The following is a 7133-nucleotide window of genomic DNA, read 5'->3' on the forward strand; positions in this document are numbered from 1 at the left end:
ACGGCGGTCGGGAGCCAAGGCCCCCGACCGCCGTGAAAGCGCCCGAGGGCGCCCGTCTTAATGGCCTTAGGCCAGGTCGAACCGGTCCAGGTTCATCACCTTGGTCCAGGCGGCCACGAAGTCATCGACGAACTTCTGCTGGCCGTCCGAGCCGCCGTAGACCTCGGCGATGGCGCGCAGTTGCGCGTTGGAGCCGAACACGAGGTCGACGCGCGTGCCGGTCCACTTGACGGCGCCGGTCTTGCGGTCGCGGCCTTCGTACTCTTCCTTGGCGTCCGACACCGCCTTCCACTCCGTGCCCATGTCGAGCAGGTTGACGAAGTAGTCGTTGCTCAGCGTGCCGGGCGTCTTCGTGAAGACGCCGTGACGGGTCTGGCCGACGTTGGTGTCGAGCACGCGCAGGCCGCCGACCAGCACGGTCATCTCGGGGGCCGTGAGCGTGAGCAGCTGCGCCTTATCGACCAGCAGCGCTTCGCCGGACACGCTGTAGCGGCCCTTCAGGTAGTTGCGGAAGCCGTCGGCGAACGGCTCCAGCGGCTCGAACGAGGGCACATCGGTCTGTTCCTGCGAGGCGTCGGCGCGGCCGGGCGAGAAGGGCACCTTCACTTCACGGCCGCCGTTGCGCGCGGCCTGTTCCACGCCCGCACCGCCGGCCAGCACGATCAGGTCGGCCAGCGAGATCTGCTTGCCGCCGGTCTGCGCCGCGTTGAACTCGCTGCGGATGCCTTCGAGCACCTTCAGCACCTGGGCCAGCTGCGCGGGCTGGTTGACGGCCCAGTCCTTCTGGGGCGCCAGCCGCACGCGGGCACCGTTCGCACCGCCGCGCATGTCGGAGCCGCGGAAGGTGGAGGCCGAGGCCCACGCCGTCGACACCAGCTGCGCGGGCGTGAGGCCCGAGGCCAGCACCTTCTTCGTCAGCGCGGCGACGTCTGCCGCATCGACCAGCGGATGGTCGACGGACGGGATCGGGTCTTGCCAGATCAGCGCTTCAGTCGGCACCTCGGGCCCGAGGTAGCGGGCACGCGGGCCCATGTCGCGGTGCGTGAGCTTGAACCAGGCGCGCGCGAAGGCGTCGGCGAGCTGGTCGGGGTTGGCCAGGAAGCGGCGCGAAATTTTTTCGTAGGCCGGGTCCAGGCGCAGCGACAGGTCGGTCGTGAGCATGGTCGGTGCATGGCGCTTGGAACCGTCGTGCGCATCAGGAATGGTGCCGGCACCGGCGCCGCCCTTGGCCACCCACTGGTGTGCGCCGGCGGGGCTCTTGGTCAACTCCCATTCGAAGCCGAACAGGTTCTCCAGGAAGTTGTTGCTCCACTTCGTGGGCGTGGTGGTCCACGTCACTTCGAGGCCGCTGGTGATGGTGTCGCCGCCCTTGCCGGTGCCGAAGCTGTTCTTCCAGCCGAAGCCCTGGTCTTCGAGGCCGGCGGCCTCGGCCTCGGGGCCGACGTGCGAGGCCGGTGCCGCGCCGTGGGTCTTGCCGAAGGTGTGGCCGCCGGCGATGAGCGCCACGGTTTCTTCATCGTCCATGGCCATGCGGCCGAAGGTGTCGCGGATGTCGCGTGCCGCGGCGATCGGGTCGGGGTTGCCGTCCGGACCTTCGGGGTTCACGTAGATCAGGCCCATCTGCACGGCGGCCAGCGGGTTCTCGAGGTCGCGGGTGTGCGGCACCTTGCTGTCGTCGTCCTTCACGAGCACGCCGCGGTCTTTCTCGACGCCGGGCGAGCCCTGCGCGTAGCGCACGTCGCCGCCGAGCCAGGTCTTCTCGCGGCCCCAGTACACGTCCTGGTCGGGTTCCCACACGTCGGGGCGGCCACCGCCGAAGCCGAAGGTCTTGAAGCCCATGGTTTCGAGCGCGACGTTGCCGGTGAGGATCAACAGGTCGGCCCAGGAGATCTTCTGGCCGTACTTCTGCTTGATCGGCCAGAGCAGGCGGCGGGCCTTGTCCAGGCTCACGTTGTCGGGCCAGCTGTTGAGCGGCGCAAAGCGCTGCTGGCCGCGACCGGCGCCGCCACGGCCGTCACCGATGCGGTAGGTGCCGGCGCTGTGCCAGGCCATGCGAATGAAGAGTGGGCCGTAGTGGCCGAAGTCGGCCGGCCACCAGTCTTGCGAATCGGTCATCAGCGCCGCGAGGTCTTTCTTCACCGCGGCGAGGTCCAGGCTCTGGAAGGCCTTGGCGTAGTCGAAACCGGCGCCCAGGGGATCGGATTTGGAGGAGTGCTGATGCAGCAGGTCCAGGCGCAGCTGCTCGGGCCACCAGTCGCGGTTCGTGGTGCCGGCGCCGGTGGTCTGGCTGAACGGGCACTTCGCTTCTGTCTTCTCGTTGCTCATGGGGAGGCTCCTGTTGTGGGGGGACGGGGGACCGCTCAAATTCTCAATGAGAAAGGTGTCTATGCGAATAGAAGTGCTTTATGCCAACGATAGTTCGCACCGCCTTCGTAGGGGTGTAGACGCGGGCCCGCAGAAGCCTGCGGGCTTCAAAGGTTGGGGGTCGTTCCTGCAAAATGGACCGATGCCCCACAGCGTCTCACTCATCAATACGATTGCCGCCGGCCTGGGGTTGGCGCTGGTGTTCGGCTTTCTCGCGGCGCGGCTGCGATTGCCAGCCTTGGTGGGGTACCTCTTGGCGGGCGTGATCATCGGCCCGTTCACACCGGGCTTCGTGGCCGACGCGGGCATTGCCGCGCAGCTGGCCGAGATCGGCGTGATGCTGCTGATGTTCGGCGTGGGCCTGCATTTTTCGCTGGCCGACTTGCTCGCGGTGCGCAAGATCGCGCTGCCCGGCGCCATCGCGCAGATCGTGGTCGCCACGCTGCTTGGCGGCGGCTTGGCCGTGTGGTGGGGCTGGAGCTGGGGCGCGGCGCTGGTGTTCGGGCTGGCGCTATCGGTGGCGAGCACAGTGGTGCTGCTGCGCGCGCTCGAGAGCCTGGGCATCCTCGATTCTTTCACCGGCCGCATCGCCATCGGCTGGCTGGTGGTCGAAGACCTCGCGATGGTGCTGGTGCTCGTGCTGTTGCCTCCGCTGGCGGGCGCGCTGGGCGGCACCAACGCCGACAGCAACGGCGCGCCGGTCTGGCAGACGCTGGGCCTCACGCTGCTGCAGGTCGGCGGCTTCGTGGCGCTGATGCTCGTGGTCGGGCGGCGCGTGTTCCCGTGGATTCTCTGGCAGGTCGCGGGCACCGGTTCGCGCGAGCTGTTCACGCTGTGCGTGGTGGCGGCGGCCGTGAGCATCGCCTTTGCCTCGGCGGCGCTGTTCGGCGTGTCGTTCGCGCTGGGCGCCTTCTTTGCCGGCATGGTGATGCGCGAGTCGCAGTTCAGCCACCGCGCGGCGCAGGAGTCGCTGCCGCTGCGCGACGCGTTCGCCGTGCTGTTCTTCGTGTCGGTCGGCATGCTGTTCGACCCGTCGGTGCTGGTGGACCGCCCGCTGCAGGTGCTGGCGGTGGTGCTCGTGATCGTGCTGGGCAAGTCGCTCGCAGCCTGCGCGCTGGTGCTGGTGTTCCGCTACCCGCTGGCCACGGCGCTCACGGTGAGCGCGAGCCTGGCGCAGATCGGCGAGTTCTCGTTCATCCTGGCCGGGCTGGGCGTGATGCTCGGCCTGCTGCCGGTGGAAGGGCAGAGCCTGGTGCTGGCCGGTGCGCTGATCTCCATCGCCACCAACCCGCTGTGGTTCAGCCTCATTGCGCCGCTGCAGAAATGGCTGCACGCGCATTCGAAATTTGCGCGCGAGCTCGACATGCGCAGCGACCCGCTGGCCGAACTGCCGATGACCACCGAGGCCAGGTACCTGTCGCGCCAGGTCGTGCTGGTCGGCTACGGCCGGGTGGGCCGGCGCATCGCCGCCGAACTCGAAACGCACGACATCCCTTACGTGGTGGCCGAGCAGAACCGCGAGCTGGTCGAGAAGCTGCGCGAGGCCGGCATTCCCGCCGTGTGGGGCGACGCGGCCGACCCGGCGGTGCTGATCCAGGCGCACGTGGCGCGCGCCCGCGTGCTCGTGGTGGCCACGCCCGACGCCATGAACGTGCGCCAGATGATCGAAACCGCCCGCACGCTGAACCCGACCATCCAGACCGTGGTGCGCAGCCACAACGAGCAGGAAGCGCGTTTGCTGGCCGACGAAACCGATGCGAAGGTGTTCCTGGGCGAGCAGGAACTCGCCCAGGCCATGGCCCGCGATGTGGTGCAGCGCGCCGCCGCGATGGCGGTGCCCGTCTGAGGGCTGGCTGGCGGATCTACAGGTCTTCGATCACCAGCGTGCGATAGCGCTCGGCGATCGAGTAGGGCACGGTACGCACCAGTTCCATCACGCGCTCGGCGGTGGCGCCGTCCTTGGTGCGGATCAACAGGCCCGTGTGGCCTTCCTTGGCCAGCTCGATGAAGGCGCGCACCGTGGCGCCGTCGGTGCCGGCGGAGGGCAGCGGGCTGTGCGAGGCATGCACGGTCGGCGCGATTTCCGCCAGGACGGTTTCGGGCGGTATCAGGTAGACCTCGTCGCCGCTCACGATGCCTTTCTCGATCAGCCCGTGGCCGATGCGGCTGGCGTCTTCGACGCTCGGAAACATCACCAGCGAGTAACCGGTCGGATAGAACGCGCCGCCGAAACTGGCGCGCATGTTGGGTTCAAGCGTGAAATGTTTCATGCTGACTCCTTGTTCTGATGCAGCTCCCCACCCCTAACATTAGGCCGCGCGGCGTACATGCACTGTAGGAGAAGCCCTAGTACTGACAACCGCGCCGGCCTCCTGCCCGTTCGAAGGCAGGTTCATTCCTTGTTTCATTTCTGACCGTCATGACTTCGCCGAGAGACATCGCACTCACCGTCCACGAACTGGAAGAAGGGGAGTTCTACTGGGTGCTGATGGAGGCCGTCGATGGCTCGCCCGGCGACTCCACCCATGTGTACGTGCCGCTCGAAGCCGCCCACGAGCCCTACGCCACCTATTCGAACGCACTGGTGGCCGGCGTGGCGGTGCTGCGGCGGCTCTTCGGGCCCGACGGCAAGCCCGTCTGACGGGGCCCATGAGGGCGCCGCCGCAGGGCGCTCCCTATAATCCCGGCGGTTGGAAACATTGGTTCACACCGGTGTCGTCCAACACCCCACGGTTCGAAGGTGCCCTGCACGACCAGTCACAGGATTGGCGGCGGGGTTAAACGGGAAGCAGGTGCGAGGCGTCGATTTTTTCCAGATCGACGCTTCCATTCCTGCGCTGCCCCCGCAACGGTCAGCGGATATCGACACCCTCAGGCTCATGCGCTTTCTTGCATGGGCAGCCACTGCGCTTCGGCGTGGGAAGGCGAGGGGTTCGGCGTCGAGGTGCATGCACCTTTCGACGCACTCCGCGAGCCCGGATACCGGCCTTCGCAACCGCCTTCGGACGCTGCGGGAGTGCGTGTCCGGGCCTGCCGCTTTTCCCTCGCGCGAAACGGCACCGCCCTCAGCCTCTTCTCCCTCTTCGTCCTCGATCGGTCAGGAGCCTGCGGGGACGCAGGCCGGAGGAGAAATCGGATGAATCAGGCATCGCTGCCCTTGCGCGATCGCCCGGGCCTGCCCCTGCAACGGGCAAGCCTCTCGGGTCTTTCAGGCATTTCATTGGGGCTCGGCCTCGCATGCGGCCCAGCCCTCGCCCAGTCGGGTGACACGGCGGGCCGCCCCGTCCTCGCGCCCGTGCAGATCGAAGCCAGCCGCCACACGCCGCTGGCCCTGGACGAGCCCACGCAGACCGGCAGCCGTCTGGGCCTCACGCCGCTCGAAACGCCGGCCAGCATCGAGGTGCTCACCGGCGACACCATCCGCGCACGCGGCGACGTGTCGGTGGTCGAGGCCGCGAGCCGCGCCACCGGCATCACGGGCTCGCCCGCGCCGGGCAACGGCGGCTCGTCGCTGTCGGCGCGTGGCTTCAACGGCCACGGCTCGGTGATGCAGCTGTACGACGGCACGCGCCTGTACGTGGGCGCGGGCACCGTCACCTTCCCGTTCGATACCTGGTCGACCGACCGCATCGAGGTGCTGCGCGGCGCCGCGTCGGTGATGTTCGGCGAGGGCGCCATCGGCGGCGCGATCAACGTGGTGCCCAAGAAACCCACGCGCGGCCCGATTCGCAACGAAGCGCTCGTGACCGTGGGTTCCGACGCCACGCGCCAGGTCGCCTTCGGCAGCGGCGGGGCGATCAACGACATGCTGTCGTACCGCTTCGACATCAGCCACCGCAGGACCGACGGCTTCATGCTGCGCGGCGAGGCCGAGAGCCTGGCCGTGGGCGGCGCGGTGCGGCTCGACGTGTCGCCGCAGCTGCAGTTCACGCTCTCGCACGACGAGGGTCGCCAGACGCCGCAGCGCTATTTCGGCGTGCCGCTCATCAACGGCCGCGTGAGCAGCCTGAACCGCGAACAGAACTACAACCTCGACGACGCCGAGGTCAAGTACCGCGACCGCTGGACCCGCCTCGATGCGCAGTGGACGCCCACCGACGCCGTCACCGTGCGCAATCAGCTCTACCGCCTGGACAGCAAGCGCCACTGGCGCGACAGCGAAACCTACACCTACAGTGCCACCACCAACCGCGTGACGCGCGGCGACTACCTGGAGATCGGACACGACCAGGAGCAGATCGGCAACCGCACCGACGCCACCTTCAAGCACGCGCTGTTCGGCCTGAAGAACCAGGTGCTGGTGGGCTTCGATGTGAACCGCATCGACTTCCTGAATTCGAGCGACACGCCCTACGGCGGGCGCTCGGTGGTCGACGCCTTTGTCTTCAACCCCGGCTATTACGTTTCGCCCACGGCCTACCTGCCGCGCTACAAGACGAAGACGAGCACCTACGCCTTCTTCGCCGAAGACAAGCTGGCCTTCAACGAGCAATGGTCGGTGGTCGGCAGCCTGCGCTGGGACCACGCGAAGATCGTGCGCACCGACCCGCAGAACCGCGCCCCGCGCCTGGACAAGACCTTCGAGTACGCCACCGGTCGCCTCGGCGTGGTCTATGCGCCCGACGCCGCGCAGTCGTTCTATGCGCAGGTGGCGCGCGCGGCCGATCCGCTCACCGGGCTCATCAGCACGTCGGCCACGCAGGTGCCGTTCGAGCTCAGCGTCGGCAAGCAGGTCGAGGTGGGCTACAAGCGCCAGCTGGCCGAGGGCC

5 protein-coding genes and 1 riboswitch are annotated in these 7133 nt (G+C 68.1%); of the genes, 3 read left to right on the forward strand and 2 right to left on the reverse strand.

The genetic code is table 11. The annotated features are described in order from the left end of the window. Nucleotides 1-66: 66 nt before the first annotated feature. Nucleotides 67-2325, reverse strand: a complete 2259-nt coding sequence (katG, locus tag AAG801_RS38770; protein ID WP_341893211.1) for a catalase/peroxidase HPI — start codon at nucleotides 2323-2325, stop codon at nucleotides 67-69. Between the two features lie 181 nt (nucleotides 2326-2506). Between katG and ybaL the strand changes: the two genes are divergently transcribed. Then, nucleotides 2507-4210: a YbaL family putative K(+) efflux transporter gene (gene ybaL, locus AAG801_RS38775; RefSeq protein ID WP_341893212.1), complete on the forward strand. Its 1704-nt coding sequence runs from the start codon at nucleotides 2507-2509 to the stop codon at nucleotides 4208-4210. Between the two features lie 16 nt (nucleotides 4211-4226). On the opposite strand, the gene AAG801_RS38780 is transcribed toward ybaL, so the two are convergent. Then, nucleotides 4227-4634, reverse strand: coding sequence for a hypothetical protein (locus tag AAG801_RS38780; protein WP_341893213.1), 408 nt, complete (start codon nucleotides 4632-4634; stop codon nucleotides 4227-4229). 149 nt (nucleotides 4635-4783) lie between these two features. On the opposite strand from AAG801_RS38780, the gene AAG801_RS38785 reads away from it, so the two are divergent. After that, complete coding sequence (locus tag AAG801_RS38785) at nucleotides 4784-5005, forward strand: hypothetical protein (protein WP_341893214.1); 222 nt, start codon at nucleotides 4784-4786, stop codon at nucleotides 5003-5005. A gap of 80 nt (nucleotides 5006-5085) precedes the next feature. Further along, a riboswitch (cobalamin riboswitch) is annotated at nucleotides 5086-5370 on the forward strand. A gap of 289 nt (nucleotides 5371-5659) precedes the next feature. Beyond that, on the forward strand, nucleotides 5660-7133 hold a 1474-nt coding region (locus AAG801_RS38790), incomplete at its 3' end, for a TonB-dependent receptor (protein ID WP_341893215.1).

This window comes from Variovorax sp. YR752, from assembly GCF_943372545.1.

Excerpts from the sequence above, each read along its gene's own strand:
- katG (WP_341893211.1), bottom strand. The coding sequence starts at position 2,325 with ATGAGCAACGAGAAGACAGAAGCGAAGTGCCCGTTCAGCCAGACCACC.
- ybaL (WP_341893212.1), top strand. The coding sequence starts at position 2,507 with ATGCCCCACAGCGTCTCACTCATCAATACGATTGCCGCCGGCCTGGGG.
- AAG801_RS38780 (WP_341893213.1), bottom strand. The coding sequence starts at position 4,634 with ATGAAACATTTCACGCTTGAACCCAACATGCGCGCCAGTTTCGGCGGC.
- AAG801_RS38785 (WP_341893214.1), top strand. The coding sequence starts at position 4,784 with ATGACTTCGCCGAGAGACATCGCACTCACCGTCCACGAACTGGAAGAA.